The 26,247-nt window shown below is 40.8% G+C and carries 29 protein-coding genes and 4 tRNA genes; 28 read left to right on the top strand and 5 right to left on the bottom strand.

The annotated features are described in order from the left end of the window. Window positions 1–110: 110 nt before the first annotated feature. The 4 genes from dld to lldP all read right to left on the bottom strand — a co-directional run bounded on the left by dld (window position 111) and on the right by lldP (window position 5,632). A complete protein-coding gene (gene dld, locus AC6CHI_RS01410; RefSeq protein WP_498119127.1) occupies window positions 111–1,808 on the bottom strand; it encodes a D-lactate dehydrogenase in 1,698 nt (565 codons plus the stop codon). A gap of 224 nt (window positions 1,809–2,032) precedes the next feature. Continuing rightward, a complete protein-coding gene (gene lldD / locus AC6CHI_RS01405; RefSeq protein WP_458890834.1) occupies window positions 2,033–3,187 on the bottom strand; it encodes an FMN-dependent L-lactate dehydrogenase LldD in 1,155 nt (384 codons plus the stop codon). A 2-nt stretch (window positions 3,188–3,189) separates the two neighbouring features. Continuing rightward, a complete protein-coding gene (lldR, locus tag AC6CHI_RS01400; RefSeq protein ID WP_458890835.1) occupies window positions 3,190–3,933 on the bottom strand; it encodes a transcriptional regulator LldR in 744 nt (247 codons plus the stop codon). A 25-nt stretch (window positions 3,934–3,958) separates the two neighbouring features. Then, window positions 3,959–5,632, bottom strand: a complete 1,674-nt coding sequence (gene lldP / locus AC6CHI_RS01395) for an L-lactate permease (RefSeq protein ID WP_458890836.1) — start codon at window positions 5,630–5,632, stop codon at window positions 3,959–3,961. Between the two features lie 565 nt (window positions 5,633–6,197). On the opposite strand from lldP, the gene argG reads away from it, so the two are divergent. The 19 genes from argG (at window position 6,198) to AC6CHI_RS01300 (ending at window position 19,761) form a co-directional block, all read left to right on the top strand. After that, window positions 6,198–7,538: an argininosuccinate synthase gene (gene argG / locus AC6CHI_RS01390; protein WP_142768091.1), complete on the top strand. Its 1,341-nt coding sequence runs from the start codon at window positions 6,198–6,200 to the stop codon at window positions 7,536–7,538. 265 nt (window positions 7,539–7,803) lie between these two features. Further along, window positions 7,804–8,838: a dihydroorotase gene (gene pyrC, locus AC6CHI_RS01385; protein ID WP_458890837.1), complete on the top strand. Its 1,035-nt coding sequence runs from the start codon at window positions 7,804–7,806 to the stop codon at window positions 8,836–8,838. Beyond that, window positions 8,823–9,482, top strand: a complete 660-nt coding sequence (gene rnt / locus AC6CHI_RS01380; protein WP_498119126.1) for a ribonuclease T — start codon at window positions 8,823–8,825, stop codon at window positions 9,480–9,482. The genes pyrC and rnt overlap by 16 nt, the downstream gene beginning before the upstream one ends. A gap of 20 nt (window positions 9,483–9,502) precedes the next feature. Continuing rightward, window positions 9,503–9,578: transfer RNA gene (locus AC6CHI_RS01375), tRNA-Glu, on the top strand. A gap of 99 nt (window positions 9,579–9,677) precedes the next feature. Beyond that, a complete protein-coding gene (locus AC6CHI_RS01370; RefSeq protein ID WP_458890840.1) occupies window positions 9,678–9,824 on the top strand; it encodes a hypothetical protein in 147 nt (48 codons plus the stop codon). A gap of 444 nt (window positions 9,825–10,268) precedes the next feature. Further along, a tRNA-Glu gene (locus AC6CHI_RS01365) sits at window positions 10,269–10,344 on the top strand. Between the two features lie 110 nt (window positions 10,345–10,454). Further along, window positions 10,455–11,882 carry an amino acid permease gene (locus AC6CHI_RS01360; RefSeq protein WP_498119125.1) on the top strand — a complete coding sequence of 476 codons (1,428 nt, stop codon included), beginning with the start codon at window positions 10,455–10,457 and terminating at the stop codon, window positions 11,880–11,882. Between the two features lie 237 nt (window positions 11,883–12,119). Beyond that, a tRNA-Glu gene (locus AC6CHI_RS01355) sits at window positions 12,120–12,195 on the top strand. A gap of 42 nt (window positions 12,196–12,237) precedes the next feature. After that, a tRNA-Glu gene (locus AC6CHI_RS01350) sits at window positions 12,238–12,313 on the top strand. A 353-nt stretch (window positions 12,314–12,666) separates the two neighbouring features. Beyond that, window positions 12,667–12,921, top strand: coding sequence for a hypothetical protein (locus tag AC6CHI_RS01345; protein ID WP_498119123.1), 255 nt, complete (start codon window positions 12,667–12,669; stop codon window positions 12,919–12,921). A gap of 2 nt (window positions 12,922–12,923) precedes the next feature. Next, a complete protein-coding gene (locus AC6CHI_RS01340) occupies window positions 12,924–14,504 on the top strand; it encodes a replication initiation factor domain-containing protein (RefSeq protein WP_498119122.1) in 1,581 nt (526 codons plus the stop codon). After that, window positions 14,494–14,817, top strand: coding sequence for a hypothetical protein (locus AC6CHI_RS01335; protein WP_498119121.1), 324 nt, complete (start codon window positions 14,494–14,496; stop codon window positions 14,815–14,817). Before AC6CHI_RS01340 ends, AC6CHI_RS01335 begins: the two co-directional genes overlap by 11 nt. Before the next feature lie 129 nt (window positions 14,818–14,946). Further along, a complete protein-coding gene (locus tag AC6CHI_RS01330) occupies window positions 14,947–15,147 on the top strand; it encodes a hypothetical protein (protein WP_498119120.1) in 201 nt (66 codons plus the stop codon). Further along, a complete protein-coding gene (locus AC6CHI_RS01325; protein WP_498119119.1) occupies window positions 15,140–15,397 on the top strand; it encodes a major capsid protein in 258 nt (85 codons plus the stop codon). Before AC6CHI_RS01330 ends, AC6CHI_RS01325 begins: the two co-directional genes overlap by 8 nt. A gap of 111 nt (window positions 15,398–15,508) precedes the next feature. Further along, on the top strand, window positions 15,509–16,738 hold the full coding sequence (locus AC6CHI_RS01320; protein WP_498119118.1) for a virulence factor TspB C-terminal domain-related protein: 1,230 nt from the start codon (window positions 15,509–15,511) through the stop codon (window positions 16,736–16,738). Then, complete coding sequence (locus tag AC6CHI_RS01315) at window positions 16,735–17,016, top strand: DUF2523 family protein (RefSeq protein WP_498119117.1); 282 nt, start codon at window positions 16,735–16,737, stop codon at window positions 17,014–17,016. Before AC6CHI_RS01320 ends, AC6CHI_RS01315 begins: the two co-directional genes overlap by 4 nt. 76 nt (window positions 17,017–17,092) lie before the next feature. Then, window positions 17,093–18,304, top strand: a complete 1,212-nt coding sequence (locus tag AC6CHI_RS01310; RefSeq protein ID WP_498119116.1) for a zonular occludens toxin domain-containing protein — start codon at window positions 17,093–17,095, stop codon at window positions 18,302–18,304. Then, window positions 18,304–18,675, top strand: a complete 372-nt coding sequence (locus AC6CHI_RS01305) for a hypothetical protein (RefSeq protein WP_498119115.1) — start codon at window positions 18,304–18,306, stop codon at window positions 18,673–18,675. The genes AC6CHI_RS01310 and AC6CHI_RS01305 overlap by 1 nt, the downstream gene beginning before the upstream one ends. 258 nt (window positions 18,676–18,933) lie before the next feature. Further along, on the top strand, window positions 18,934–19,761 hold the full coding sequence (locus AC6CHI_RS01300; RefSeq protein WP_498119114.1) for a tyrosine-type recombinase/integrase: 828 nt from the start codon (window positions 18,934–18,936) through the stop codon (window positions 19,759–19,761). Here AC6CHI_RS01300 and AC6CHI_RS01295 read toward each other — a convergent pair. Next, on the bottom strand, window positions 19,688–20,092 hold the full coding sequence (locus tag AC6CHI_RS01295) for a hypothetical protein (protein ID WP_498119124.1): 405 nt from the start codon (window positions 20,090–20,092) through the stop codon (window positions 19,688–19,690). The genes AC6CHI_RS01300 and AC6CHI_RS01295 overlap by 74 nt on opposite strands. A 122-nt stretch (window positions 20,093–20,214) precedes the next feature. Here AC6CHI_RS01295 and AC6CHI_RS01290 point away from each other — a divergent pair, with 122 nt between their 5' ends. The 9 genes from AC6CHI_RS01290 to AC6CHI_RS01250 all read left to right on the top strand — a co-directional run bounded on the left by AC6CHI_RS01290 (window position 20,215) and on the right by AC6CHI_RS01250 (window position 26,223). Beyond that, on the top strand, window positions 20,215–20,469 hold the full coding sequence (locus tag AC6CHI_RS01290; RefSeq protein WP_498119123.1) for a hypothetical protein: 255 nt from the start codon (window positions 20,215–20,217) through the stop codon (window positions 20,467–20,469). 2 nt (window positions 20,470–20,471) lie between these two features. Continuing rightward, entirely contained in the window at window positions 20,472–22,052 is a 1,581-nt protein-coding gene (locus AC6CHI_RS01285) for a replication initiation factor domain-containing protein (protein WP_498119122.1), read from the top strand. Beyond that, window positions 22,042–22,365, top strand: a complete 324-nt coding sequence (locus AC6CHI_RS01280; protein WP_498119121.1) for a hypothetical protein — start codon at window positions 22,042–22,044, stop codon at window positions 22,363–22,365. The genes AC6CHI_RS01285 and AC6CHI_RS01280 overlap by 11 nt, the downstream gene beginning before the upstream one ends. Before the next feature lie 129 nt (window positions 22,366–22,494). Beyond that, window positions 22,495–22,695, top strand: a complete 201-nt coding sequence (locus AC6CHI_RS01275) for a hypothetical protein (protein ID WP_498119120.1) — start codon at window positions 22,495–22,497, stop codon at window positions 22,693–22,695. Further along, complete coding sequence (locus AC6CHI_RS01270; protein WP_498119119.1) at window positions 22,688–22,945, top strand: major capsid protein; 258 nt, start codon at window positions 22,688–22,690, stop codon at window positions 22,943–22,945. Before AC6CHI_RS01275 ends, AC6CHI_RS01270 begins: the two co-directional genes overlap by 8 nt. 111 nt (window positions 22,946–23,056) lie before the next feature. After that, window positions 23,057–24,286: a virulence factor TspB C-terminal domain-related protein gene (locus AC6CHI_RS01265; protein ID WP_498119118.1), complete on the top strand. Its 1,230-nt coding sequence runs from the start codon at window positions 23,057–23,059 to the stop codon at window positions 24,284–24,286. Further along, window positions 24,283–24,564, top strand: coding sequence for a DUF2523 family protein (locus AC6CHI_RS01260; protein WP_498119117.1), 282 nt, complete (start codon window positions 24,283–24,285; stop codon window positions 24,562–24,564). The genes AC6CHI_RS01265 and AC6CHI_RS01260 overlap by 4 nt, the downstream gene beginning before the upstream one ends. Window positions 24,565–24,640: 76 nt before the next feature. Then, complete coding sequence (locus AC6CHI_RS01255) at window positions 24,641–25,852, top strand: zonular occludens toxin domain-containing protein (protein ID WP_498119116.1); 1,212 nt, start codon at window positions 24,641–24,643, stop codon at window positions 25,850–25,852. Beyond that, window positions 25,852–26,223, top strand: coding sequence for a hypothetical protein (locus tag AC6CHI_RS01250; RefSeq protein ID WP_498119115.1), 372 nt, complete (start codon window positions 25,852–25,854; stop codon window positions 26,221–26,223). Before AC6CHI_RS01255 ends, AC6CHI_RS01250 begins: the two co-directional genes overlap by 1 nt. Window positions 26,224–26,247 lie beyond the last annotated feature (24 nt).

Raw genomic sequence — 26,247 nt, 5'->3', positions numbered from 1 at the left:
ATGGCTATAACAGACTGATTCTGCAAATAATCAGCCAATAAAAAAGTGTAGCCAAACACTATTGCGAGTTGACTACACTTTTATCACAACTAATGAAGCAGCTGTTGTATTTACTTCCAGTATTTTAACTTCGACGTTTGCCCAATCCCGACATTAAAGCTATTGGTGGGATCTAATTTTTGATAATGCTGTTTTAAGGCGGGTTTCGCCACATATAAATGTCCGACATTATGTTCCGCTGGATATTCAGCACCCCGATGATCGAGTAAATGCCACATCTGATGTTCCATGGCCAAAGGATCGACGCCTTTTTTGACAATATAGTCCTGATGGAAAACATGACATAAGAAATGACCGTAATACAGCTTATGTACAATCAGCTCATCCATTTCTTTGGGCAATGTTTCGACCCATTGACGGTCATTCCGACGTAAAGCAATATCTAACGCGACAATATCTTCCACTTCACTACGATGCGTGTCACGGTAGCGAATTGCAGCGCCCGCTACAGCAAAGCGGTGTAAAAAGGCTTTACGCCCTTCTTCATCCGTACAATGGAAAAAATTGCCTGTCGTACGCTGAGCGAAATAGCCACTCAAGAATTGCTGTACTTGCTCTACATCTTGATTTTCAATCCGAAGAATTAGGTGATGCTCGTATAAGTCTCGGAATTGATTCATGCGTTCTGGCAAATGATTCGGCATGAATTTGGTGACCAATTGCAGGACTTTATCCGACAGACCTTTCATACCCACTTTTTCTAAATAGCCATCCACTTTGTCTTTCATGGCAAAAGCCGCAGGTACTTTAGCTGTGCCAAATTTTTCAATAAAGACAAAGGTGTCTTTACCGTATTCAGCACCAATGTCATACGCCACGCGGTGAATATATTCGCCCGCAATCGGTAAGCGTGGTAAATCGGTTAATAGGAAACGACGGATTTCAGTCAGGTCATCCTGTGCATTGGTGCCGACATAAAATACCTGACTGGGTATTTTCTCAAAGGTATCCAGACGTACCGCAAACACACAAATTTTGCCTGCCGAACCAGAAGCTTCAAACAAGCGTGATGGATCCGCATTAAAGCGTGCAGGCGTTGCCTCATCTACCTGTTTCACATCATGGGCATAGCGCTGGTCAGATGCACAGCAACTTGGATTATGTCGCACATCTGCATTTTGATAGTGTTGATTTTGCAAGCGGGTTAAGATTTCTTCAGGTGTCGAGCCTAAATCCACGCCCAAATGATTAATCAGTTCCAGTTGCCCAGCATCATTGACACGTGCATAAAGCGCTAACTCCGTATAAGCAGGACCACGGCGAACCAATGCTCCGCCAGAATTGTTACACACACCACCTAATACCGATGCCCCAATACATGAAGAACCAATGACCGAATGGGGTTCGCGATTAAACGGGGCCAACTCTTTTTCCAAACGATCCAAAGTTGCACCCGGCAAGCAAATCACTTGTTGACCATCTCGGATAATTTGAATACCCGCCAAGCGTCGTGTGCTCATCAGTATTACAGGTCGATCATAGTCATCACCGAAAGGTGTAGATCCACCCGTTAAACCCGTATTAGCCGCTTGCATAATCACAATACAGTCTGCCTCGACAGCCGCCTGTAGGACTTGCCATTGCTCAAGCAAAGTTCCAGGAACAACCACAGCAAGCACTTGACCTGATCCATAGCGGCGTCCTTGTCGGTACAATCGCGTTTCACTTTCATGGGTGAGTACGTGTTGCTTACCAACAATCTCGATCAATTTTTTAATCGTCTGTTGTGTATCTACATGAGGTTGCATCGTTCTAGTCCTGTAAACGAAGCCTTATTTCCATCTCAGGCCACAAGGCATTCTTGGCGATAGCATGATTATCTTTGTCTTTATGCTTGTACGTCCGAATCAGGTAAGCCTGATATTAAAGCGCTACTCCCAATCGGATGATCTGTGACTGAACTGCGGCATGCTTTCAGTCGAATTCAGGAAACTCCATGCATTGCGAAGGAGTCTCCTTAGCTTCTGTCTGCTTACTGAGCTAATTCACGATCTAAACGCACCAAACAATCCGATGAAATATCGGCAATAGTTTTCGCACCAGTTAAGGTCATGGCCACACGCATTTCTTTATCAATTAATTCCAAGAGATTGGAAACGCCAGCACCGCCCGCAGCACCTAAGGCATAAACAAAGGCACGACCAAGCATACAAGTATCCGCACCCATCGCCAGCATACGTACTACATCCAGACCATTACGAATACCTGAATCCACCAAGATTTTCAGGTCGCCTTTGACTGCATCCGCAATTGGTGGCAAGGCACGTGCCGAAGATAAAACACCATCCAACTGACGACCACCGTGGTTCGACACCACGATCCCATCTGCACCAAAACGAACCGCATCTTTGGCATCTTCAGGATCTAAAATCCCTTTGATCACCATAGGTCCATCCCAGAAATCACGGATCCACTCTAAATCTTTCCAGGAAATCGATGGGTCAAAGTTCGCACCTAACCAGCCAATATAGTCTTCTAGACCTGTAGGCTTGCCCAAGTATTTAGAAATATTACCCAAATCGTGCGGACGTCCCATCAAGCCCACATTCCATGCCCAATGGGGATGCATGCAAGACTGTAAATAACGGCGCATTGCCGCATTTGGACCACTCATGCCTGAATGTGCATCACGGTAACGTGCACCAGGCACAGGCATATCGACCGTGAACACCAAGGTTGAACAGCCCGCTGCTTTGGCACGCTCTAAAGCATTACGCATAAACCCACGGTCACGCAACACATATAACTGAAACCACATTGGGCGGCTAATGGCAGGCGTCACTTCTTCAATTGGACAAACAGATACGGTCGACAGTGTAAAAGGAATGCCTTTTTTATCCGCTGCTACAGCGGCCTGAACCTCACCACGACGTGCATACATCCCTGTTAAACCCACAGGAGATAAGGCCACTGGCATCGACAAGGTTTCATCAAACAGTTTGGTTTCCAAACTCAACTCTGACATATCGTTCAGAACACGTTGTCTTAACGCAATTTTAGAAAGGTCTTCTACATTTCGCTTCAGGGTATATTCTGCATATGCCCCACCATCAATGTAGTGGAAAAGAAATGGCGGTAAACGACGTCGCGCAGCTTCGCGATAATCATTTGCAGAAGAAATAATCATAGTTATATCCTGTTTAAACGGCTCGAACGTTGTCGACGAGCTTCTTCCTCATCAATCGAACGTACTTGCTGAACTACAAATTCTATATGTCCACACACAGCCTTTCGCGCTGCTTCAGGGTCTTTGCGTTCAATCGCATCAATTACTTGTGAATGCTGTTCATGCAATTGGTCAAAACGGTGGGCTTCGGAATAGACTTTGCGTCGTCCTAGCACCACATTAAATTGCAATAAATCAAACAGTCCACGCATAACCTGAATCAGCACCAAATTATGAGAAGCTTCGGCAATCGCCAGATGGAAATTGGCATCGGCACGTGCCGCCTGCTCATCATCACCCAAAGACTGAAAGTGGGTAATTTGGTCATAACAATAACGGATGTATTGAATGTCTTCGGGAGTGGCGCGTAAAGCGGCATGCCATGCCGTGCCTCCCTCTAGAATCATTCGCGCTTCCTGCACATCAAAACGATACGCAGGATCTGCATCAATCAGCTCACTCAGTGGTTGCACAATCAAATTTTGCGACCATGAGCTGGGTAATTGCTGCAAATAAGTTCCCGCTCCAACTTTGCTGACCAGCATGCCCTGACTGGTCAATTGCTGAATCGCCTCACGCAAAGAGGAGCGAGATACACCGAGTTGTTCACACAACTTTCTTTCCGCAGGTAAACGGTCTCCGACTTTCATTTGTTGAATTTCAATCAAATGACGTAAACTTTGTAAAACTCTGTCAGAGACTTTCATACCGCGGTCCTTCAATCTACGGGTGTTATGGAATCATCCATGGGAACACATATGCTTGTAAGGTAATAATAATACCGATCATTACCGTAAAAGTGATACTGTGTTTCACTGTAAAACGGAACAAATCAGATTCTTTACCCACCAAGCCTACTGCCGCACAGGCAATCGCGATAGATTGAGGTGAAATCATTTTACCTGTCACACCACCACTGGTGTTTGCCGCAACCAACAGCACTTCTGGCACACCAATCTGCTGTGCAGTCGTCGCTTGCAAGGCACTGAACAAAGCATTTGCCGAGGTATCTGAACCGGTCAAGAACACCCCAATCCAGCCCAAGAATGGCGAGAAGAAGGTAAATGCATGACCAGTATGCGCCAAAGCCAATGCCAAGGTTGCAGACATACCTGAGTAGTTCGCAATAAAGGCAAATGCCAACACCATACCAATCGAATAAATTGGCGTTTTTAACTCGTTCAGCGTTTCACCAAAAGTTGTCACGGCATCACGTGGCTTCATTTTTAAATAAACGATGGTGATCATCGCAGCAATGAAAATTGCTGTACCCGTTGCAGATAACCAGTCGAATTTAAAAATTGCATCATAGTCTTTGATTTCAGGAACAACAGGTGGCATCTTTTGCACCATCTGATGCAAAAATGGCACTTTGATCGAAATCACAAGGTCATGTAATGCACCATCTTTGGCGAACAAGTCCTTAAATGGTTTGATACTCCAAATCGTCACCATCACGGTTAAGATCATGAATGGAGACCATGCTTTCGCAATTTGACCGATTGAATACTTCTTCTGTTGATCTGCATCCAAGCTTTTCGCATCGATATGCATATCTTCAGCTTTGAAACGGAAAATATGTTTTGGTTTCCAGTATTTCAATAAAATAGTCAAGCTGACTAAAGAGGCAATCGCAGCAGTAATGTCGGGTAACTCTGGACCCACATAGTTAGATGTCAAGAATTGTGCAATCGCAAATGAACCACCGCCCACAAGTACTGCTGGCCATGTTTCTTTCACACCGCGCCAGCCATCCATAATGGCCATAATCCAGAACAATACGATTGGAACCATAAATGGTAACTGACGACCAACCATCTGGCTGATTTCATGCGTGTCTACACCCGACACCTGACCAGCCACAATAATTGGAATACCCATCGCACCAAAGGCAACAGGTGCCGTGTTCACAATCAAACACAATCCCGCAGCGTACAAAGGTTTAAAACCAAGCCCCACCAGCAAAGCGGCAGTAATGGCCACTGGTGCACCAAAGCCTGCGGCACCCTCAAGGAAGGTACCGAATGCAAAACCGACCAATAACATTTGCAAACGTTGATCTTCAGTAATTGACAAAATGGAAGAGCGGATAATGTCAAATTGACCTGTTTTCACTGAAATTTTATACAGGAAAACTGCACCGATAATAATCCATGCAATTGGCCATAAACCGTAAAAGAAACCATAAACCAAAGAAGCAAATGCCATTAACGTCGGCATGTCATAGGCAAAAAGAGAAACTAACAGCGCTAATACAACGGTAATTGTTCCCGCTACACTGCCCTTCATACGAAAGACGGCAAGTGCTAAAAAGAAAAAAATAATTGGAATTAATGCAATTAAGCTGGAAATCCAGATATTGCCCATTGGGTCATAAACTTGTTGCCAATGTTGAAGCATTGTCATCTCCTTGAAATGCTTGCTAGAACCTTAATTTGGTCGGATCAGTCGCTGATTAAAAAACCAAATTGGTCTGACCAATAAACCTAAAATGTAAAAAAATAGAGCAGATCGCACCAATATAGTAATTTCAAACCGAAAAGAGATCAATAAAAAAGCATAATAAATATATTGGTCAGACCAATTCAAGATATCCAGACCAATCGAACAGCCCCTTGCTTAAAACCAATAAGTTTAATCAAGATATTTGTTTTTATTTGCTTTTTTGTTTTTTATAAAAATACAGCGCTCATTTATTAGACTTTAGTCTGATAGATGCGTTTGTTGTCGTTTTAAGCAGGCTTTGCAGCAGCTTAATGATTTATATGTAAATTAAAGCCTTAAAAAAGACGGTTTGAGCAAATCAAATCACGTATAGCAAAAGCAGCATCGATCAGAAAATTTATGGTTTTTTTAATTTTGACTTTGTTTTGCGAAAACAAGCGTCTAGAAAAGTGCTACAATCGCAAAAATATGTATTCTTTCAGGCCACCCATTCTCGGTGCCTATATTTATATCGTTAGGATTAACAATGACTGATAATGCAACTATCTTGCAGAATGTCCCAGTTGGCAAAAAAGTTGGTATTGCCTTCTCTGGTGGTCTAGATACTTCAGCTGCTTTATTGTGGATGAAACAAAAAGGCGCAGAGCCTTATGCATATACGGCAAACTTAGGTCAGCCTGATGAAGATGACTACGATGCCATTCCGAAAAAAGCCGAAGCGTATGGTGCAGTTAAAGCACGTTTAGTGGACTGCCGTTTACAGCTTGCGCTTGAAGGTATTGCAGCGATTCAATGTGGTGCATTCCATATCAGCACTGGCGGTATGCCATATTTCAACACGACGCCACTGGGTCGTGCAGTCACAGGTACCATGCTTGTAACTGCCATGAAAGAAGATGACGTGAACATCTGGGGTGATGGTTCAACGTATAAAGGAAACGACATTGAACGTTTCTACCGTTACGGTTTGTTGACTAACCCTGCACTTAAAATTTACAAACCGTGGTTAGACCAAACCTTTATTGATGAATTAGGCGGCCGTGCAGAAATGTCACAGTTCCTCATCGACAATGGTTTTGACTACAAAATGTCGAAAGAGAAAGCTTACTCAACTGACTCAAACATGTTGGGTGCAACTCACGAAGCAAAAGATCTTGAATACCTGAATGCAGGTATCAAAATTGTAGATCCAATCATGGGCGTTGCATTCTGGAAAGACGATGTAAAAATTGATGCTGAAGAAGTTTCAATTACCTTTGAAGAAGGCTTCCCAGTTGCAATTAACGGTCAGCGTTTTGAAAATCCAGTTGATTTTATTCTTGAAGCGAACCGTATCGGTGGTCGTCATGGTCTAGGGATGTCTGACCAAATCGAAAACCGTATTATCGAAGCGAAATCTCGTGGTATCTATGAAGCACCGGGTATGGCGTTACTACATATCGCTTACGAGCGTTTAGTCACTGGTATTCATAACGAAGACACGATTGAACAATACCGCATCAACGGTTTACGTTTAGGTCGTTTGTTGTACCAAGGTCGTTGGTTCGATTCACAAGCACTTATGCTCCGTGAAACTGCACAACGTTGGGTTGCTAAAGCGATTACTGGTACTGTGACTTTAGAATTACGTCGTGGTAATGACTACACCATCATGAACACTGAATCTCCAAACCTCACTTATGAAGCTGAGCGTTTAACCATGGAGAAAGGTGATTCAATGTTTACCCCAATGGATCGTATTGGACAGTTAACGATGCGTAATCTCGACATTACTGATACTCGTGCAAAACTTGGCATTTATACAAATTCTGGTTTATTGTCGATTGGTGCGGGTTCTGCCGTTCCACAATTAAAAGACAAAAACTAAGTTTTCAGCTCTTGAAAACTAAAAGAAAAAACCGCCACCTCTTGGCGGTTTTTTCTTTTATCCGCTTTAATTTTGTATCAGCATCATTCGTATACAAAATAAGCTAGACATTAAGATGTGTTATTTTTCCCGAGTCACTACTCACAGAAAAACAATAAAAATGCGGTCTATATTTACCTGAATTAAGCCATTTATCTGTAATTCGACTTAGCATTGCAAGCTGATATAGATTATCATCTGTTTTATTTTTTAGTCCGAAATCGCCTTGAATACGATTACTCTTTTGCAGCCAGATGATTGGCATGCCCACTTACGTGATGGCCTTGCACTGAAACGCACTGTTCCAGATTTAGCAAATCAATTTAAGCGTGCGATTTGTATGCCAAATCTTGTTCCACCCGTCAAAACCGTGGAAGAAGCGCTGGCATACCGCGAGCGAATTATGGCGCATGTGCCTGAAGGCAATCCTTTCGATCCTCGTATGGTGTTGTACTTTACTGACACGACACCAGCCAGCGAAGTCAAAAAAATTAAAGATTCAGAATTCGTAAATGCCATCAAACTTTATCCAGCCGGTGCAACCACCAACTCGGATAACGGGGTTAGCGATATTCGTAAAGTCTACGCGGTCATTGAGCAACTTGAAGAACATCAAGTGCCATTGTTACTGCATGGTGAAGTCACTCACAATCATGTCGATATTTTTGATCGTGAAAAACGCTTCATCGATGAAGTTTTATCTCCGCTTTTAAAGCAATTCCCGAAATTAAAACTAGTGCTTGAACACATTACCACCAGCGAAGCTGCACATTTTGTATTGGAACAAGATCGCAATGTTGCGGCAACGATTACCCCACAACACTTATTGTTTAACCGCAATGATATGTTGGTCGGTGGTATTAAACCGCATTTTTATTGCTTACCAATTCTTAAGCGTCAAACCCACCAACAAACTTTGTTGGAAGTGGCGACCAGTGGTAATCCTAAGTTCTTCTTGGGAACAGACAGTGCTCCGCACTCGAAGAATGCCAAAGAAAATGCGTGCGGTTGCGCAGGTTGCTATAGCGCACCTACTGCCATTGAATTGTATGCACAAGCCTTTGACCAAGTCGGTAAAATTGAACGTCTTGAAGGCTTTGCGAGCCATTTTGGCGCAGATTTCTATGGTTTACCTCGTAATACTGAAACCATTACTTTGGTAAAAGAAGATCAGGTTATTCCTGAAAGTTTTGATTATTTAGATGGTGACAAGATTATCCCGCTCTATGCAGGAAAAACCATCCAATGGAGAAAAGTGTGACAGATGAAACTCTACCAGTAATTGGTCAGCGTTTCCGCGGATTTTTACCTGTCGTGGTCGATGTCGAAACTGCAGGTTTTAATTGCCAAACTGACGCGCTGCTAGAGATCGCAGCGATTCCAATTATTTATGATGCGGATGGTAAGTTTGTACCAGGCGTTGCTCATCATGCACACATCAATCCGTTTGAAGGTGCTAACCTAGACCGTCGCTCGCTGGATTTTATTGGGATTGACCCATTTAACCCAATGCGCGTTGCAATGGCTGAAGATGAAAAATCTGCCCTGAAACGTATTTTTAAAGCGGTGAACGAGGTTCGTCGCCAGCAGAATTGTACCCATGCCATTTTGGTCGGGCATAATGCCCATTTTGATTTAGGTTTTGTGCAAGCCGCCATTGCGCGCACAGGCACCAAAAATCAAAATCCATTCCATAGCTTTTCTGTATTTGATACGGTGACTTTAAGTGCCATCACTTTTGGTCAAACCGTACTGGCAAAATCCTGTATTCAAGCAGGCATTGAGTTTGATGGCAAAGAAGCACATTCGGCTTTGTATGACACACAAAAGACCGCAGAACTGTTTTGCTATATTTTGAACAAACTCTCTCCTCACATACTTGACACTTTGATGGCGGATCAATAAGATACCGCCATCTTCTAAACGTCCCTATCGTCTAGAGGCCTAGGACATCGCCCTTTCACGGCGGTAACCGGGGTTCGAATCCCCGTAGGGACGCCATCTTCTTGCAATCGCAAAACTTTTCTTAAGCTATCCATTCTTCATTCTATTAGCTAGAATTGGTTATACTTAGACCTTTGTTTTTACCTGAATCGCCTCATGCTAAAGAAAATTTTACTGGTCTTACTTATTCTTTCCCCAACGGCCATTTATCTGTATATCGTCAGCAAGAATGATCAACCATCAACACCAGATGTTGCTCAACCCAAGGCCGCACACGATCCTTATCAAACCCCTGAACATTAAAATGCTGTCATTAGCATCTTTGAGCATAACTTTAGCAATAAATGCCTTTTTAGCTCCGCAGCAATAAGATTTTCAGTCAGTATCCTTCTCTTTTGAATCCTGAATTAGGGCGATCCCATGACTGTCCTTTCAGCTGAATAAAATATATCCCCATAGCTTAAGCGCAATAATCCCCATCCTTAAAATTCAAACTGATCATTGCGCAGCATATAAAGATCTCAGCGCTTTATTTCAAATATTGGCCTGACGCCAATCCACTGCTCCACTCTAGGCGTTAAACAGAGCCACTAAAAACCCTCAATCAAGATGGCTTTACGTAAAAAATTGCACTATTTTCACTAAATTAGACATTTTTTACACAAACAAACCGCTTTTTCAGAAATATTGTAATATCATGTTTGACAGTCACAGGAAAAATCCTTAATATACGCATCACCTCGCAACGTCCCTATCGTCTAGAGGCCTAGGACATCGCCCTTTCACGGCGGTAACCGGGGTTCGAATCCCCGTAGGGACGCCATATATCGTTGCATACGATCATTCAAAACGCACAATTCACTATTATTCGATTGCAGATTTGTAGTTTTTCACTACAATAGCGCGCTTCTATATTCTATTTTTCTCTCTCATATGCAGTCATCTCACTCTCCGAATGATGCTATGCATCAGGGCAATTCTGCGCCTTTAAAACGCGCTATGAGTACTCGACATCTGGTTATGATTTCACTTGGCGGTGCAATCGGTACTGGTCTATTTTTAGGGTCGGGTGAAGTCATTGCACAAACGGGGCCTGTAGGTGCCATCATCGCTTATATTTTAGGTGGATTAATTGCCTATATGGTGATGTTATGCTTAGGAGAACTTGCGGTACACATGCCTGTATCGGGTTCTTTCGGCGCTTATGCACACAAATTTATAGGTCCAGGGACAGGCTATACAATTACATGGCTATATTGGCTTACATGGACCGCAACGCTGGGGACTGAATTTACCGCTGCTGCATTACTGATGCAGGAATGGTTCCCACATATTTCGGTCTGGATCTGGACACTGATCTTTGCAGCCATCATTTTTGGGCTAAATATGAGCTCAACCCGGATGTTTGCTGAATCTGAGTTCTGGCTTTCTCTGGTCAAGGTTGTCACTGTGATTACCTTTATTCTGCTGGGGCTATTGGCAATTTTTGGCGTGTTGCCATTCCAAGGTTATAGCTCTGCCCCACTCTTTAGCAACCTGACTGCTGAAGGTTGGTTCCCGCAAGGTTTCTTCCCGATTTTTGCAACCATGCTAATTGTCAACTTTGCCTTTTCAGGTACAGAGTTGATTGGCGTTGCCGCGGGTGAAACCGAAGATCCTGCCAAGAATGTGCCAAAAGCGATTAATGCGGCAATCTGGCGTTTGTTGATTTTCTTTGTCGGCACCATTGTGGTGATTAGTGCGCTATTGCCGCATGAAATGGCGGGCTTAGGCGGACATGGCGTCAGTAGCAGTCCATTTGTAACCGTATTTACTTATATTGGTATTCCACATGCGGAAGATATCATTCGCTTTGTGATTATCACGGCATTACTGTCAGCCGCAAACTCTGGTTTGTATGCAGCATCCCGTATGATGTGGGCTTTATCCGACAAGAAACAATTACCTGCAGTATTCTCAAAGGTGAATCACAAAGGTATACCAACCGTGGCAATTATTGTGACGATGTTTGGTGCCGTACCGGGCTTACTGTCAGAACAATTTGCGCCAGAAACCATCTTCAAGAACTTGCTGGGCGTTGCCGCATTTACAATGGTTGTGGTGTGGATGAGCATTTGTTTAAGTCAGTTTAACTTCCGCCGCCAATGGTACAAACAAGGACATACAGCAAATGAATTAGGCTTTGCAGCACCGCTATTCCCTATTGTCCCTATTTTAGGCTTTGTCTTCTGTTTTATTACCGGTATTAGTATGGCAGCAGACCCTGAAATGTGGGCTGGTTTTATTGGCTGTTTAATTTTTATTGCTCTGTGCTATATCAGTTATTATGCGCTTTATCATAAAAAAGCACCGTTAGAATAAGTTTTTCAAAAAGAGCGACTACGGTCGCTCTTTTTTTTGCAAGCGAATTTCCAATACTGCATCATTTGACTGCATAAGGCCTTGTACTGGCATTTCTCACCCTAAAGTGAATACTTTTTCAACACACTTTTATTTTTTGTTTTAATTTTAAACAGACACACTATTTTTTCAGTTTTATTGCAGAAAAACGTTTGACACTCCCCCGTATTCACCCTAATATACGCCCACCTCTGAAACGTCCCTATCGTCTAGAGGCCTAGGACATCGCCCTTTCACGGCGGTAACCGGGGTTCGAATCCCCGTAGGGACGCCATTTAATAGATGGTTTAGTTTTCAGAAGTACCTGCCTCATTAAGTCCCTATCGTCTAGAGGCCTAGGACATCGCCCTTTCACGGCGGTAACCGGGGTTCGAATCCCCGTAGGGACGCCATTTTCTCCAAAGCTCTGCATTTTTCATGTCGACTTCTTCCATGACTAAGCAGAGTGTTTGGTACTTATCAAACCCAACGATTTCAGCCATTTGCATGATCTGAATAACGTTGGGTTTTTTTCTTCCTGCTTTCCAATCTGAGATATTAGAGGGTGTAACCTCTAATGCCCATGATAGTTTTTCATACGTTCCTAAACGCTCTTTGCATTTCTCAATTAGTTCTTTAAGCATTTTTACGCCTCTTGTTTTTCCCGAAAAGTGGAAGTACATTCTTTCCCAGATTATAGAAGTTTTTTTTGGCTACAACTTCCCGTTTTAGGGAAGTTCAACAAAAACATAACAAGGGGCATGACATGTCTGAGCAGTTAACTTTTAGAACAAAGGCTGATTTTATTCAGGCTGCTTTTGATCAAGTGGCTAAAATCGTTTCTGATCACGCTGAACCATGTTTAGAAGCATTATCCCCTGCCATCGCTGCTGAAAAATGTTTATCGCATTTAGCCCTTGTTGCTTACGACTGGTCTTATGACGCTTCAACAATTGATGCTTATGCTGAAATTTATAATAAAGCCAATCAAGAATTAATTGAATCATTTGGGGAACATTAATAATGAATAACCTACTCAATTTAATTCACCAGTTTGATAATTCTTCTTTAAGTGTTGTTGAAGTATTTGAGCAACAAAAATCTATCTATGAAGAAATCCATTGTTCTACTGCTTTTGGTGATTTATCGCCAGTTGATGGTCAAACATTAAAAAATATGCTCGATGGCATTGTTAAAAATAAACTTGCTGCATTTGAAGCATTAGCTGCTCAAAAAAATACAAAACCTGCTGAAACTTCTATTCAACAAATCTTCTGTACAAAAATTGACCTTTCCCGTGCAAAACACGGCAGTAAGCCCCAAGACACCCCTTTTTATAATATAGGGGTAGCGGATACACAAAAGGCATCTGAGTCATGTGGTTTTGGCGATATGTGGGAAGGATATGCAAGTGAATTCACGAATGAACCTAAAACACTGGCTAACCTAGAATCGGAAGCTTTTGCATTTCCAAGACACTTGGACAATTACCAATTAATCTCAACTCCACAAGGTGTTGTTCCTGTCTTACGTGCTGTACCTATCGAAAATTCTGTAGTCGGCTTGGATTGGGTGACTTTTAGCTTTTGCCAATCGACTTTTGGTGATAAATACGTGGGTCTTAAACCTGAACAAGTTGAATCTGCCGTAGGTGATGCCATTGAAACATGGCTTGATCAATTGCTCTTTGAAATCTTTGGGTTCGGTATTGCCAAGAAACGTGAAAAAGGCATGCACTTCAACAAATATGGTTACGATCTGCAAGATAATCTCGGCATTATTCTTTACGGACACAATAACAATCGGATTACGGTACAAATTAACGGTACTGGCTGTGCTTTAGCTCGTAAAGGTTGGAATGAGGTTCTTTATAAATGGCTAAATACAGAAGCACGTAACCCAAAAATTAATCGTGTAGACCTTGCCCTAGATGACTTTCAATCTGAATGGGTATCTGTAGACCTTGCTAACGAATGGGATACACAAGACTTGTTTTGGTGTGGTGGCCGTCCTTCTGAGGTCAACCATTTAGGTGACTGGAAGCGTATTAACGGCAAGGGTCGTACTTTAACCATAGGTAAACGTGAAAGCTCCAAGTTCTTACGTTTTTATGAGCGTGGCAAAAAAGAGGGCGATGCTCTAAGCCTTTGGACACGTGCTGAACTCGAATTAAAGTCTACAGACCGCTATCTGCCTTTAGATGTGTTGATCTCTCCAAGTACATATTTTAAGGGTGCTTACCCTGCTTTAGAGATGCTTTGTAATCAACTCAATGATTTTACAATGCCTGAAAAATGCCAACTCATCGAAAAACAAGCAAATATCAACGTTGATAAAGCTTTAGACATCCTTAAAGTCCAGTTTGGTAAGTATATCCGCCAGTTCCGCAAATTTATTAATGATGACGTTTTACTGAATCTGATTTCATCAGATAAGGACGTTGTCCCAAAACGTCTTAACTTCTCACATGCTGCGGTCATGCAAGCATTGCGAATTGATCAACCGATCAAAAATAACACTCTAATTGAAACGCCTTTATTTGAAGGTGTTCCATTTCTTACATCTTCACAAGACTTTTATGAGGGAATAACTCATGCAATTTAAATCTGAAATGGTCGTACTTGGTGCTAAATCTTCAAAAGGCGATTACAACGGCAAACCTTACGACTCTACAACTATTTTCTACAAAGCTGACCTTCAGGAAGGTGACAACTTTGTAGGTGAAGTTGGCGAATCAATTAAGTGGGGTACATCTGACAATTTCAAGAAAATTAAAGACTGCCAGTTCCCTCTTGTTGCTGATGTTCTCCTTGAACAAGTTTCAAATGGTAATAACTCAACATTGTTGATTAAGGATTTAGTCCCTCGTGTTGCTGAACAAAAACCTGCACCGAATCAACCTGCAAAATCTGCTTAGGCTATTTAACTATGAAAATATACGCAATGGGTAACAATGAAAAGATGTGTCCTACCTGTGGATCATATTTTCATTACCAATATTTACCGTTTCATCAATCCAATTGTAACGCTTAAGGAATTCTAAGACATGGCATTCGTATGTGAGCAACTGCAAACAATTGACGGTGTTACTACGTGTGTCTTGTGGGTCGAACAAGTCACTTTAACTGACATGTTCGCAATAACTGCAACACAAGCGGGAATGATCGGTTTAGCTTTTTCACTGGTCATTATCACTGGTGCTGTATTCAACAAGTTAAGTCAAATAGGGGATAAATCTCATGACTGAACAACAAAAATTAGGCTTGGCTCAAGTCCTAGTTAAAAAACAATCTCGCTTACAAACCTATTTAAACCGTGGTGCTGTTGTTGCAACTGTTGCCACTGCCACTGGAATGGCTCGCGCTGATTATGACGTAACTGCAATCGTTACAAATTTAGGTCTTGCTGTTACTGCTGCTGCAACTATCGGCGTAACTTGGCTCGGCTTTACGGCAGGTATTGCAATTTGGCGCAACCTTCGAGCTGCTGCAAAGTAATAAAAAGGGGGTTCGCCCCCTTTCTTCTTTCTAGGGGTCATATATGGAAGCGTCTATTGTGAATTGGCTCATTGTCTTTGCAATTGTTATTGCAGTAACGAGGATGACAAAATGAATAGAATAATAAGAATTTTCTTATCGCTTGTTATAGCGATTTCTCCAGTACTCATTATTAATTCTGCCAATGCAACAAATGTCGGTGGTTGGCAACTTGGTAATCCAGTTGCACAAGGCGCTTCTGCTGTTTATGACGCTACTAAAACAGTCCTTATTAATGGTAAAGATGTAATAAAAAATTCAACAGTAAAAATTACACCTACTGCTGCGAATGTTGCTAAAGTTCTTGCTCGTGGTGGTGCTGCTTATGCTTTAACTGTTGCTGTTGAACAACTTCTAGGAGCTGTTGATTGGGTCATGGATGCTGAAAATAATCAGATCAAATATCTAGATCCCAATACTACAAATGTTCCTTATTACTATCCCTTTAATGGTGTCAATTACTTAACTGCTGATGCTGCTTGTGCTGCCAAATTTGTTCAATTTGGTTTATCTGGATCTTGGATTGATTTGGGCTTTAACATTACAACATCCGAATGTATGGTCCAACGTAAATCTGATGGTTATAAAACTTCAAACGGCACTCAGTCAAAAGTAGTTAATCCTGCTTACGATCCAGCAAAAGATGATTGGAAATCTTTACCCCTTACCACTGTTGCTGCCCAAGTAATTTCAAATGCTGAATCATCAACTGATGAAAACGTAAAAGTTGGTGCTCAAGCTGCAACAATGGCTGCTGCTGCTGACATCGTTAATGAAGCTGAAAGCGATGAAACAAAAGCTCGACCTATTGTCACTGAATTAGACAAAGCCGCTTCAACTGCCACTGATGAAACTGCCACTGGTGAATCTACACAAACCAAAACAGATCCCGTAACTGGTGAACCTGTAACAGAAACAACTGATATAGCACTTGAATTCCCTACTTTTTGCGGTTGGGCACCTATTGTTTGTGAAGCTGCTCAAGTTGTTATCTCTGTTCCTCAAGCTGTAGCAGAAGCATGGGCTACTACTAAAGAATGGCTTTTTGCTGATGATGCCTTACCTGATGCTGACTCAGTTGATATTTCACAATTGCCTACGCCTGAACTTCAAGAAAATGCAATTTCATGGGGTGCTCAATGTCCTCAAGATGTTCAGGTCCCAATTAACATGCAAGGCGTTTCCTCAACAATTACCTTTTCTTGGTCGCCTTGGTGTCAGCTTCTTTCAATTATTAAGCCTGCAATTATTGCTTCTGCATATATTGGAGCTGCTTTCATTGTTTTGGGGCTTAGAACATGAAAGCACTTCTATTCGGTCTTACATCTTGGCTACTTTCAAACTTTGCTCGTAAAGTTTTGATAGGTGCTGGCGTTACTCTTATATCAGGTGCGGTTATTAATATCGTACTCACAACATACATAAATAAAGCAATTTCAGCTTCATCACAAATTGATGGAACTTATTTAGGACTTTTGTCCATTTCGGGTCTAGATCATGCAATTAGCATCATTGTCGGTGCTTTGATTGCGCGTGCCACACTCATGGCTGCCAATATCTCATTTACTAAAGCGACATAAGGGCGCGCGCGCTACCGCGCACCGCGTTGCACCTCGCTACGTGTAGCGTGGGGCGAGCGCGCCAATAGGTGAAACTATGTTAATTCTAATTACTGCAAAACCTGGTTCTTTTAAATCCGCTAAGGCTGCAACAATGGCGATTAATTACTTAAAAGAAGGTCGTCCTGTTTATACCAATATTGATCAGTTTGATTATGAAGGCGCTCAACCTTTGCCCGAAAATTCCGACTGGAGAGATACGCCCGAAGGTTCTGTTGTTATTTATGATGAAGCACAACAATTTGACTTTTTCCAATATAAGGGTCGTGAAAAACTCTCCAGTGACGAACGTGTAAAAAAATTAGAAACTCATCGCCATTCTGGCCATGACATTATTTTAATTACACAATCCCCATCTTTTCTGCACAACCATGTTCTAAGCCTTGTCGGATCTCACTATCATTTGCATCGTGCTTATGGTCGTGCCTTTGCTGACGTTTTTTTATGGCGTTATGCTGTCACAATGCCTGATTCTACTGGCGCAAAAAATAAAGCTGAATCACACGAAAAATTTAAACCTGATTCAAAAATATTTGAAAAATATAAATCTACTACCCTCGACACTCATAAGCTAAAAATTCCCCCTCTCTATTTCAAGTTGGGTGGCTTTATCCTCGCTGTTGTCTGTCTAGTTGGTTATATGGTTTTCGGATCTGATAATCCTTTCTTATCTGCTTCAAAAATTAAAGAAAATGCTGATATTGCATCAGGAAAAAAACCAACTGAACAAACTCAACTTGTTGGTTCACAAGCTGCTTCTGCTTCAATGCAGACTCAATCAAATTTAGATATAGAATGCAGAAAGGGTGTCAATGTAGAAAAACCTGAATGTGTTAAATGGTTTAACGATCTTTCAAAAAATGGTGGGTCAATTGGTGAAACTAATAAACAATACGTTTCTTACAATCCTGATAAACCATTCGATCAAGATTCTATTCAAGAATCTCTCCAGTACGAAGTAACTGCAAAACCCATTCTTTCAGGTTGCATGTCTAACCCTGACGGCTCTTTTACTGCCTACTCACAACAAGGCACTAAATTAAAAGTTTCACAATCTGACTGTAAAAAAATCATCGCTGGAGACAGACCGTTTAATTATTTCGCTTCAACACAACAACAACCTGCACGATCTACAACGACAACAACACAAACACCTGTTACTACACAACCTCAATCAAATATTTCAGTGTCTATGACTCGCGAAGATTTAGCAAAATATGAACAAGCTAAAAAGGAAGGTCTAATTTAATGAATATTCAAGATACCGCTGCAATAGAATCTTTTATTTTTATTGTTTTCGCTGTTGGCGTTTTCACTGGTGCTATTTGCACTGGCTTACTTAATACCCTAAAAACAATATTCTTTAATGAAGTTCAGCGACCTAACCGCATTAAAACTCTATTCGGCTATCTTTACCGCTTAGGCGATCATTACGTTGATATTGAATACCGCAATGAAATTATGGCTATTCGTAGAAAAAAAATGCTCTCAGACTTACAAAAAAGCCCTCGTCACTTTTCAATGAAAAAACATCTCCTTTTTTGGTCTATTGTTACCTTATTTCTCATGGCTTACTTATTCATATATCTTGATCCTTTTACGCCTTTACATCTTAAATAGAGAGGGCGGAGTGCCCTCGAACTGACGCAACTAAATTACTAAACCTTCTTTCCCTGATTACAAGCTCCCTTTTACTTTACATCGGGAGTTCCAGAGCGTCCCGAATGGGCGCGAACTGACTAGCATAATCTTCCATTAACACATCATCTCCTGGACAAAATTTTTGCCAGGATAAAAAATTTAAGTGACTGATATTTATGTATATTGAAAATTCATCAAAAAAACCGAATTGACATAATGTTACAAATAGGTGAATTTATGGATGTACAAGAAATACTGCATTTCTATTTAAAAAATGGTCTTTATAATTCAAAGCATACATACAATGACAAAATGAAATATCTTGAATGGTTTTACTCACATCAACAAATCACAATAGATGTAATCACGGATTACTGCACACATCGCTCGCTGGAGGGAGTGAAGAACTCAACCATCAATAGAGAAATTAATTTGATGCGTGCTGCATTCAATTACTATTTGACTTATAACAACACTGCTAATTTTAAAAATCCATTTAATCGATTCAAGCTCTTTGAATCCGATTACATGCCAAGATTTTTGAACTCAACCGAATGCAGAAAATTGCTTTCAGCAACGCTCGATTTTGATAACACTATGCTCTATGACTTTGTCACATTGGCATTAAATACGGGTTGTCGTGCTTCTGAATTAACAACGCTTACATGGAATAATGTAAGCCTAGATGATCGTTATATTATTATCCGTAATTCACTATCTAAAAATAAAAAGACAGTTTATAAACCGATTAATACAGTTTGTGTGGCTGCATTAATCAGATTAAAAATGCATAAGCATTATGTCTTTTATAATCCCAATACGGATAAAAATATAAGAAGTTTTAGGAGAGGATTTGAAAATGCAGTGAAAAGAGCTGATTTAGGTCATGTTCGCATTCACGATCTGCGCCACACATTCGCCAGTTTCTTAGTTAAAAATGGTGTTCCTCTCTATCATGTATCAACATTGCTTGGTCATTCTGATATTCGAATCACACAACGTTACGCACATTTAGCTCCTGAACATTTACACGATGTTCTAAAAAGACTGCCCGTTTTACAATAAATTTACAAAACTTTACAATAATTTCCGCCATGAAATATGACAGTTGGGACATCGCCCTTTCACGGCGGTAACCGGGGTTCGAATCCCCGTAGGGACGCCATTTTCTCCAAAGCTCTGCATTTTTCATGTCGACTTCTTCCATGACTAAGCAGAGTGTTTGGTACTTATCAAACCCAACGATTTCAGCCATTTGCATGATCTGAATAACGTTGGGTTTTTTTCTTCCTGCTTTCCAATCTGAGATATTAGAGGGTGTAACCTCTAATGCCCATGATAGTTTTTCATACGTTCCTAAACGCTCTTTGCATTTCTCAATTAGTTCTTTAAGCATTTTTACGCCTCTTGTTTTTCCCGAAAAGTGGAAGTACATTCTTTCCCAGATTATAGAAGTTTTTTTTGGCTACAACTTCCCGTTTTAGGGAAGTTCAACAAAAACATAACAAGGGGCATGACATGTCTGAGCAGTTAACTTTTAGAACAAAGGCTGATTTTATTCAGGCTGCTTTTGATCAAGTGGCTAAAATCGTTTCTGATCACGCTGAACCATGTTTAGAAGCATTATCCCCTGCCATCGCTGCTGAAAAATGTTTATCGCATTTAGCCCTTGTTGCTTACGACTGGTCTTATGACGCTTCAACAATTGATGCTTATGCTGAAATTTATAATAAAGCCAATCAAGAATTAATTGAATCATTTGGGGAACATTAATAATGAATAACCTACTCAATTTAATTCACCAGTTTGATAATTCTTCTTTAAGTGTTGTTGAAGTATTTGAGCAACAAAAATCTATCTATGAAGAAATCCATTGTTCTACTGCTTTTGGTGATTTATCGCCAGTTGATGGTCAAACATTAAAAAATATGCTCGATGGCATTGTTAAAAATAAACTTGCTGCATTTGAAGCATTAGCTGCTCAAAAAAATACAAAACCTGCTGAAACTTCTATTCAACAAATCTTCTGTACAAAAATTGACCTTTCCCGTGCAAAACACGGCAGTAAGCCCCAAGACACCCCTTTTTATAATATAGGGGTAGCGGATACACAAAAGGCATCTGAGTCATGTGGTTTTGGCGATATGTGGGAAGGATATGCAAGTGAATTCACGAATGAACCTAAAACACTGGCTAACCTAGAATCGGAAGCTTTTGCATTTCCAAGACACTTGGACAATTACCAATTAATCTCAACTCCACAAGGTGTTGTTCCTGTCTTACGTGCTGTACCTATCGAAAATTCTGTAGTCGGCTTGGATTGGGTGACTTTTAGCTTTTGCCAATCGACTTTTGGTGATAAATACGTGGGTCTTAAACCTGAACAAGTTGAATCTGCCGTAGGTGATGCCATTGAAACATGGCTTGATCAATTGCTCTTTGAAATCTTTGGGTTCGGTATTGCCAAGAAACGTGAAAAAGGCATGCACTTCAACAAATATGGTTACGATCTGCAAGATAATCTCGGCATTATTCTTTACGGACACAATAACAATCGGATTACGGTACAAATTAACGGTACTGGCTGTGCTTTAGCTCGTAAAGGTTGGAATGAGGTTCTTTATAAATGGCTAAATACAGAAGCACGTAACCCAAAAATTAATCGTGTAGACCTTGCCCTAGATGACTTTCAATCTGAATGGGTATCTGTAGACCTTGCTAACGAATGGGATACACAAGACTTGTTTTGGTGTGGTGGCCGTCCTTCTGAGGTCAACCATTTAGGTGACTGGAAGCGTATTAACGGCAAGGGTCGTACTTTAACCATAGGTAAACGTGAAAGCTCCAAGTTCTTACGTTTTTATGAGCGTGGCAAAAAAGAGGGCGATGCTCTAAGCCTTTGGACACGTGCTGAACTCGAATTAAAGTCTACAGACCGCTATCTGCCTTTAGATGTGTTGATCTCTCCAAGTACATATTTTAAGGGTGCTTACCCTGCTTTAGAGATGCTTTGTAATCAACTCAATGATTTTACAATGCCTGAAAAATGCCAACTCATCGAAAAACAAGCAAATATCAACGTTGATAAAGCTTTAGACATCCTTAAAGTCCAGTTTGGTAAGTATATCCGCCAGTTCCGCAAATTTATTAATGATGACGTTTTACTGAATCTGATTTCATCAGATAAGGACGTTGTCCCAAAACGTCTTAACTTCTCACATGCTGCGGTCATGCAAGCATTGCGAATTGATCAACCGATCAAAAATAACACTCTAATTGAAACGCCTTTATTTGAAGGTGTTCCATTTCTTACATCTTCACAAGACTTTTATGAGGGAATAACTCATGCAATTTAAATCTGAAATGGTCGTACTTGGTGCTAAATCTTCAAAAGGCGATTACAACGGCAAACCTTACGACTCTACAACTATTTTCTACAAAGCTGACCTTCAGGAAGGTGACAACTTTGTAGGTGAAGTTGGCGAATCAATTAAGTGGGGTACATCTGACAATTTCAAGAAAATTAAAGACTGCCAGTTCCCTCTTGTTGCTGATGTTCTCCTTGAACAAGTTTCAAATGGTAATAACTCAACATTGTTGATTAAGGATTTAGTCCCTCGTGTTGCTGAACAAAAACCTGCACCGAATCAACCTGCAAAATCTGCTTAGGCTATTTAACTATGAAAATATACGCAATGGGTAACAATGAAAAGATGTGTCCTACCTGTGGATCATATTTTCATTACCAATATTTACCGTTTCATCAATCCAATTGTAACGCTTAAGGAATTCTAAGACATGGCATTCGTATGTGAGCAACTGCAAACAATTGACGGTGTTACTACGTGTGTCTTGTGGGTCGAACAAGTCACTTTAACTGACATGTTCGCAATAACTGCAACACAAGCGGGAATGATCGGTTTAGCTTTTTCACTGGTCATTATCACTGGTGCTGTATTCAACAAGTTAAGTCAAATAGGGGATAAATCTCATGACTGAACAACAAAAATTAGGCTTGGCTCAAGTCCTAGTTAAAAAACAATCTCGCTTACAAACCTATTTAAACCGTGGTGCTGTTGTTGCAACTGTTGCCACTGCCACTGGAATGGCTCGCGCTGATTATGACGTAACTGCAATCGTTACAAATTTAGGTCTTGCTGTTACTGCTGCTGCAACTATCGGCGTAACTTGGCTCGGCTTTACGGCAGGTATTGCAATTTGGCGCAACCTTCGAGCTGCTGCAAAGTAATAAAAAGGGGGTTCGCCCCCTTTCTTCTTTCTAGGGGTCATATATGGAAGCGTCTATTGTGAATTGGCTCATTGTCTTTGCAATTGTTATTGCAGTAACGAGGATGACAAAATGAATAGAATAATAAGAATTTTCTTATCGCTTGTTATAGCGATTTCTCCAGTACTCATTATTAATTCTGCCAATGCAACAAATGTCGGTGGTTGGCAACTTGGTAATCCAGTTGCACAAGGCGCTTCTGCTGTTTATGACGCTACTAAAACAGTCCTTATTAATGGTAAAGATGTAATAAAAAATTCAACAGTAAAAATTACACCTACTGCTGCGAATGTTGCTAAAGTTCTTGCTCGTGGTGGTGCTGCTTATGCTTTAACTGTTGCTGTTGAACAACTTCTAGGAGCTGTTGATTGGGTCATGGATGCTGAAAATAATCAGATCAAATATCTAGATCCCAATACTACAAATGTTCCTTATTACTATCCCTTTAATGGTGTCAATTACTTAACTGCTGATGCTGCTTGTGCTGCCAAATTTGTTCAATTTGGTTTATCTGGATCTTGGATTGATTTGGGCTTTAACATTACAACATCCGAATGTATGGTCCAACGTAAATCTGATGGTTATAAAACTTCAAACGGCACTCAGTCAAAAGTAGTTAATCCTGCTTACGATCCAGCAAAAGATGATTGGAAATCTTTACCCCTTACCACTGTTGCTGCCCAAGTAATTTCAAATGCTGAATCATCAACTGATGAAAACGTAAAAGTTGGTGCTCAAGCTGCAACAATGGCTGCTGCTGCTGACATCGTTAATGAAGCTGAAAGCGATGAAACAAAAGCTCGACCTATTGTCACTGAATTAGACAAAGCCGCTTCAACTGCCACTGATGAAACTGCCACTGGTGAATCTACACAAACCAAAACAGATCCCGTAACTGGTGAACCTGTAACAGAAACAACTGATATAGCACTTGAATTCCCTACTTTTTGCGGTTGGGCACCTATTGTTTGTGAAGCTGCTCAAGTTGTTATCTCTGTTCCTCAAGCTGTAGCAGAAGCATGGGCTACTACTAAAGAATGGCTTTTTGCTGATGATGCCTTACCTGATGCTGACTCAGTTGATATTTCACAATTGCCTACGCCTGAACTTCAAGAAAATGCAATTTCATGGGGTGCTCAATGTCCTCAAGATGTTCAGGTCCCAATTAACATGCAAGGCGTTTCCTCAACAATTACCTTTTCTTGGTCGCCTTGGTGTCAGCTTCTTTCAATTATTAAGCCTGCAATTATTGCTTCTGCATATATTGGAGCTGCTTTCATTGTTTTGGGGCTTAGAACATGAAAGCACTTCTATTCGGTCTTACATCTTGGCTACTTTCAAACTTTGCTCGTAAAGTTTTGATAGGTGCTGGCGTTACTCTTATATCAGGTGCGGTTATTAATATCGTACTCACAACATACATAAATAAAGCAATTTCAGCTTCATCACAAATTGATGGAACTTATTTAGGACTTTTGTCCATTTCGGGTCTAGATCATGCAATTAGCATCATTGTCGGTGCTTTGATTGCGCGTGCCACACTCATGGCTGCCAATATCTCATTTACTAAAGCGACATAAGGGCGCGCGCGCTACCGCGCACCGCGTTGCACCTCGCTACGTGTAGCGTGGGGCGAGCGCGCCAATAGGTGAAACTATGTTAATTCTAATTACTGCAAAACCTGGTTCTTTTAAATCCGCTAAGGCTGCAACAATGGCGATTAATTACTTAAAAGAAGGTCGTCCTGTTTATACCAATATTGATCAGTTTGATTATGAAGGCGCTCAACCTTTGCCCGAAAATTCCGACTGGAGAGATACGCCCGAAGGTTCTGTTGTTATTTATGATGAAGCACAACAATTTGACTTTTTCCAATATAAGGGTCGTGAAAAACTCTCCAGTGACGAACGTGTAAAAAAATTAGAAACTCATCGCCATTCTGGCCATGACATTATTTTAATTACACAATCCCCATCTTTTCTGCACAACCATGTTCTAAGCCTTGTCGGATCTCACTATCATTTGCATCGTGCTTATGGTCGTGCCTTTGCTGACGTTTTTTTATGGCGTTATGCTGTCACAATGCCTGATTCTACTGGCGCAAAAAATAAAGCTGAATCACACGAAAAATTTAAACCTGATTCAAAAATATTTGAAAAATATAAATCTACTACCCTCGACACTCATAAGCTAAAAATTCCCCCTCTCTATTTCAAGTTGGGTGGCTTTATCCTCGCTGTTGTCTGTCTAGTTGGTTATATGGTTTTCGGATCTGATAATCCTTTCTTATCTGCTTCAAAAATTAAAGAAAATGCTGATATTGCATCAGGAAAAAAACCAACTGAACAAACTCAACTTGTTGGTTCACAAGCTGCTTCTGCTTCAATGCAGACTCAATCAAATTTAGATATAGAATGCAGAAAGGGTGTCAATGTAGAAAAACCTGAATGTGTTAAATGGTTTAACGATCTTTCAAAAAATGGTGGGTCAATTGGTGAAACTAATAAACAATACGTTTCTTACAATCCTGATAAACCATTCGATCAAGATTCTATTCAAGAATCTCTCCAGTACGAAGTAACTGCAAAACCCATTCTTTCAGGTTGCATGTCTAACCCTGACGGCTCTTTTACTGCCTACTCACAACAAGGCACTAAATTAAAAGTTTCACAATCTGACTGTAAAAAAATCATCGCTGGAGACAGACCGTTTAATTATTTCGCTTCAACACAACAACAACCTGCACGATCTACAACGACAACAACACAAACACCTGTTACTACACAACCTCAATCAAATATTTCAGTGTCTATGACTCGCGAAGATTTAGCAAAATATGAACAAGCTAAAAAGGAAGGTCTAATTTAATGAATATTCAAGATACCGCTGCAATAGAATCTTTTATTTTTATTGTTTTCGCTGTTGGCGTTTTCACTGGTGCTATTTGCACTGGCTTACTTAATACCCTAAAAACAATATTCTTTAATGAAGTTCAGCGACCTAACCGCATTAAAACTCTATTCGGCTATCTTTACCGCTTAGGCGATCATTACGTTGATATTGAATACCGCAATGAAATTATGGCTATTCGTAGAAAAAAAATGCTCTCAGACTTACAAAAAAGCCCTCGTCACTTTTCAATGAAAAAACATCTCCTTTTTTGGTCTATTGTTACCTTATTTCTCATGGCTTACTTATTCATATATCTTGATCCTTTTACGCCTTTACATCTTAAATAGAGAGGGCGGAGTGCCCTCGAACTG

The sequence above is a fragment of the Acinetobacter sp. GQ146 genome, from assembly GCF_059758585.1.
This window is presented reverse-complemented; position numbering and strand designations above follow the sequence as displayed.

What these genes read in the sequence shown, in the direction of transcription:
- dld (WP_498119127.1), bottom strand. Translation starts at nt 1,808, where the DNA reads ATGCAACCTCATGTAGATACACAACAGACGATTAAAAAATTGATCGAG.
- lldD (WP_458890834.1), bottom strand. Translation starts at nt 3,187, where the DNA reads ATGATTATTTCTTCTGCAAATGATTATCGCGAAGCTGCGCGACGTCGT.
- lldR (WP_458890835.1), bottom strand. Translation starts at nt 3,933, where the DNA reads ATGAAAGTCTCTGACAGAGTTTTACAAAGTTTACGTCATTTGATTGAA.
- lldP (WP_458890836.1), bottom strand. Translation starts at nt 5,632, where the DNA reads ATGACAATGCTTCAACATTGGCAACAAGTTTATGACCCAATGGGCAAT.
- argG (WP_142768091.1), top strand. Translation starts at nt 6,198, where the DNA reads ATGACTGATAATGCAACTATCTTGCAGAATGTCCCAGTTGGCAAAAAA.
- rnt (WP_498119126.1), top strand. Translation starts at nt 8,823, where the DNA reads ATGGAGAAAAGTGTGACAGATGAAACTCTACCAGTAATTGGTCAGCGT.
- AC6CHI_RS01370 (WP_458890840.1), top strand. Translation starts at nt 9,678, where the DNA reads ATGCTAAAGAAAATTTTACTGGTCTTACTTATTCTTTCCCCAACGGCC.
- AC6CHI_RS01360 (WP_498119125.1), top strand. Translation starts at nt 10,455, where the DNA reads ATGCAGTCATCTCACTCTCCGAATGATGCTATGCATCAGGGCAATTCT.
- AC6CHI_RS01345 (WP_498119123.1), top strand. Translation starts at nt 12,667, where the DNA reads ATGTCTGAGCAGTTAACTTTTAGAACAAAGGCTGATTTTATTCAGGCT.
- AC6CHI_RS01340 (WP_498119122.1), top strand. Translation starts at nt 12,924, where the DNA reads ATGAATAACCTACTCAATTTAATTCACCAGTTTGATAATTCTTCTTTA.
- AC6CHI_RS01335 (WP_498119121.1), top strand. Translation starts at nt 14,494, where the DNA reads ATGCAATTTAAATCTGAAATGGTCGTACTTGGTGCTAAATCTTCAAAA.
- AC6CHI_RS01330 (WP_498119120.1), top strand. Translation starts at nt 14,947, where the DNA reads ATGGCATTCGTATGTGAGCAACTGCAAACAATTGACGGTGTTACTACG.
- AC6CHI_RS01325 (WP_498119119.1), top strand. Translation starts at nt 15,140, where the DNA reads ATGACTGAACAACAAAAATTAGGCTTGGCTCAAGTCCTAGTTAAAAAA.
- AC6CHI_RS01320 (WP_498119118.1), top strand. Translation starts at nt 15,509, where the DNA reads ATGAATAGAATAATAAGAATTTTCTTATCGCTTGTTATAGCGATTTCT.
- AC6CHI_RS01315 (WP_498119117.1), top strand. Translation starts at nt 16,735, where the DNA reads ATGAAAGCACTTCTATTCGGTCTTACATCTTGGCTACTTTCAAACTTT.
- AC6CHI_RS01310 (WP_498119116.1), top strand. Translation starts at nt 17,093, where the DNA reads ATGTTAATTCTAATTACTGCAAAACCTGGTTCTTTTAAATCCGCTAAG.
- AC6CHI_RS01305 (WP_498119115.1), top strand. Translation starts at nt 18,304, where the DNA reads ATGAATATTCAAGATACCGCTGCAATAGAATCTTTTATTTTTATTGTT.
- AC6CHI_RS01300 (WP_498119114.1), top strand. Translation starts at nt 18,934, where the DNA reads ATGGATGTACAAGAAATACTGCATTTCTATTTAAAAAATGGTCTTTAT.
- AC6CHI_RS01295 (WP_498119124.1), bottom strand. Translation starts at nt 20,092, where the DNA reads ATGCTTAAAGAACTAATTGAGAAATGCAAAGAGCGTTTAGGAACGTAT.
- AC6CHI_RS01290 (WP_498119123.1), top strand. Translation starts at nt 20,215, where the DNA reads ATGTCTGAGCAGTTAACTTTTAGAACAAAGGCTGATTTTATTCAGGCT.
- AC6CHI_RS01285 (WP_498119122.1), top strand. Translation starts at nt 20,472, where the DNA reads ATGAATAACCTACTCAATTTAATTCACCAGTTTGATAATTCTTCTTTA.
- AC6CHI_RS01280 (WP_498119121.1), top strand. Translation starts at nt 22,042, where the DNA reads ATGCAATTTAAATCTGAAATGGTCGTACTTGGTGCTAAATCTTCAAAA.
- AC6CHI_RS01275 (WP_498119120.1), top strand. Translation starts at nt 22,495, where the DNA reads ATGGCATTCGTATGTGAGCAACTGCAAACAATTGACGGTGTTACTACG.
- AC6CHI_RS01270 (WP_498119119.1), top strand. Translation starts at nt 22,688, where the DNA reads ATGACTGAACAACAAAAATTAGGCTTGGCTCAAGTCCTAGTTAAAAAA.
- AC6CHI_RS01265 (WP_498119118.1), top strand. Translation starts at nt 23,057, where the DNA reads ATGAATAGAATAATAAGAATTTTCTTATCGCTTGTTATAGCGATTTCT.
- AC6CHI_RS01260 (WP_498119117.1), top strand. Translation starts at nt 24,283, where the DNA reads ATGAAAGCACTTCTATTCGGTCTTACATCTTGGCTACTTTCAAACTTT.
- AC6CHI_RS01255 (WP_498119116.1), top strand. Translation starts at nt 24,641, where the DNA reads ATGTTAATTCTAATTACTGCAAAACCTGGTTCTTTTAAATCCGCTAAG.
- AC6CHI_RS01250 (WP_498119115.1), top strand. Translation starts at nt 25,852, where the DNA reads ATGAATATTCAAGATACCGCTGCAATAGAATCTTTTATTTTTATTGTT.